The sequence below is a fragment of the Candidatus Brocadia sapporoensis genome (assembly GCF_001753675.2).
Lineage (GTDB): Bacteria > Planctomycetota > Brocadiia > Brocadiales > Brocadiaceae > Brocadia > Brocadia sapporoensis.
The window spans coordinates 1-2000 of sequence record NZ_MJUW02000078.1 but is presented as its reverse complement, the minus strand read 5'-3'; the positions used below and the strand labels follow the sequence as shown (position 1 = coordinate 2000).

Annotated in this window: 1 protein-coding gene; it reads right to left on the bottom strand. The window is 39.9% G+C overall.

Annotated features, from left to right (window positions below):
* Nucleotides 1-191: 191 nt before the first annotated feature.
* Nucleotides 192-1799: a glycosyltransferase family 2 protein gene (locus tag BIY37_RS07045; protein WP_179129323.1), complete on the bottom strand. Its 1608-nt coding sequence runs from the start codon at nt 1797-1799 to the stop codon at nt 192-194.
* Nucleotides 1800-2000 lie beyond the last annotated feature (201 nt).

Here is a 2000-nt window from a genome sequence, read left to right as displayed (position 1 = left end):
TCCCTATCGGCTCCTAACTATTCTGAGAAAATATTCTCTCTCACCATCCGTTTCTCTGAATAGTTACAAAGCGTCAATAAATATTTAGCCACATAAAAGGCTTAAACGATTGGGAGCTTGATGGTATATGAAACACGATGATACTATCATGTGGCTTATGAAAACAGGGGAGACAAATAGAAGATGGAAGGTCAAATAAGAAATAAGAACAAAGACCGAAACAAATTCTTCGTTTTATTAAACAATTTATAAAAAATTTTGAATATGCCACTCTGAAGGCGCCTTTTAGACATACGTTGTAGTTCTAAAATGCGAGGATTATCTTTGGAGTATTCACGATATCTGTCAAAAATAATGCCCATTGTCCTCAGGAAGTCTGATTTCTTTTCACTAGACATAGTTGTACCATCTGTTCTCCAGGTAAATTCGCACGTGACTTTTCTTATATGGGTGAAATGATATTTTCTTGACATGCGAATCCACAGCTCCCAATCTTCGTGGGTGGTAAGGGATTCATCAAAAATGCCCACTTCGTCGGTACATGATTTTTCATGCATGATACAGAGAACCGGGATGAAGTTTTGCGCCAGAATAAGATCAGGATCGAAATCAAAGGAATAGGGGATGTCTTTTTGCTTTATAACATATTGTTCATTATCTTTTTCTTGCCATGCGCGAAATGCATCGCAGTAGGCTACCTTGCAGTTGTTAGTTCCCAAATACTTTATAAGTGTTTCTATATGGTTTGAATAGAAAATATCATCGTCGTCCAGATAGGCAATATATTTACCCGTTGCATTTTTTATCCCGGTATTTCTTGCAGCCGCAAGGCCCCGGTTTTCACGGTGGACGAGATACTTAATCTGTAGCCGATCCCGAAAGGCATCAATAATAGCCGATACATCTTCTCCACCATCATTCACCACAACGACTTCAATCCGCTGGTAGGTTTGTGTCGCGATACTTTCCAATGTCCTTTTCACGGTATCATGCCTGTTATACGTGGGGACGATAACCGAAACGAGGGGGTCTGTTTTTAATGTATCAATTGAGCCGCAATCCCTTATTTTTGCTTCTTGTGGGTATGGTTGGTCATAAAGGTTTGGGTGATTAAGGGCAATTTGAGCCATTAATTCGTTATGATGCTCGACCGCATTTGTATACATGCTGTTTTCTTTAACCCGATACAAAAATAATGGTTTCGGAATCCTTTTGCCGTAATATCCCTTTTCGCCACAGGATATCCAGAAGTCCCAGTCTTCGTATCCCCACACCATATTAGGATTATAACCTTTCGTAACTTCCCACATCCCCCTTCGGAAAAGCGAACAATAGTTAAGGTGATTCTGAAAACACAGTCGTTTAAAGTCATATTCTCCAGCAAGGACAACCCGATTTACACGACCGAAATACCTTACATCTGTATATGCAATAGCAATCTCTGGATGTGACTCTAACAACGAAACCGTTTTTTGTAACATTTTTGGATGGATTAGGTCGTCTGCATCAAGCGGTAAAATATATTTCCCCTTGGATGCTTTAATGCCGGCATTTCTGGCTTCTGCCAATCCCTGGTTGCTTTGGTTTATCAAAAGGATTTGATTCTTCGGGTATTTATCAATCAACGATTTAGCAACAAGCTCGGTATTATCCGGACTGCCATCGTTAACCATGATACACTCCCAATTGTTATAACGCTGCTTTATAACCGACTCAACTGCGCATGGTAGATAGTGCGCCTGGTTGTAACAAGGGATTATTACGGAAACAAGCGGTATGGAAGTCTGTCCGTCCTGCATTTGAACGTTTCGCCCTCGTAGGTTTTTCCTGTCTTTCCCAGTCGGCTTTAAGCATACTTTTTTTAAGCATCCAAACATCGCATTAAATCCGTGATTCGATTTTATTTTTAAAAAATATTTGCTCTTTTTTTGTAACTATTCAGCGTGCTTTCGCTCACAAACCCTATGAGTGAACAAAATATTGATTCTGTAATCCCGAAG

Coding starts and splice junctions, on each gene's coding strand:
- BIY37_RS07045 (WP_179129323.1), bottom strand. CDS start 1,799: ATGCAGGACGGACAGACTTCCATACCGCTTGTTTCCGTAATAATCCCT.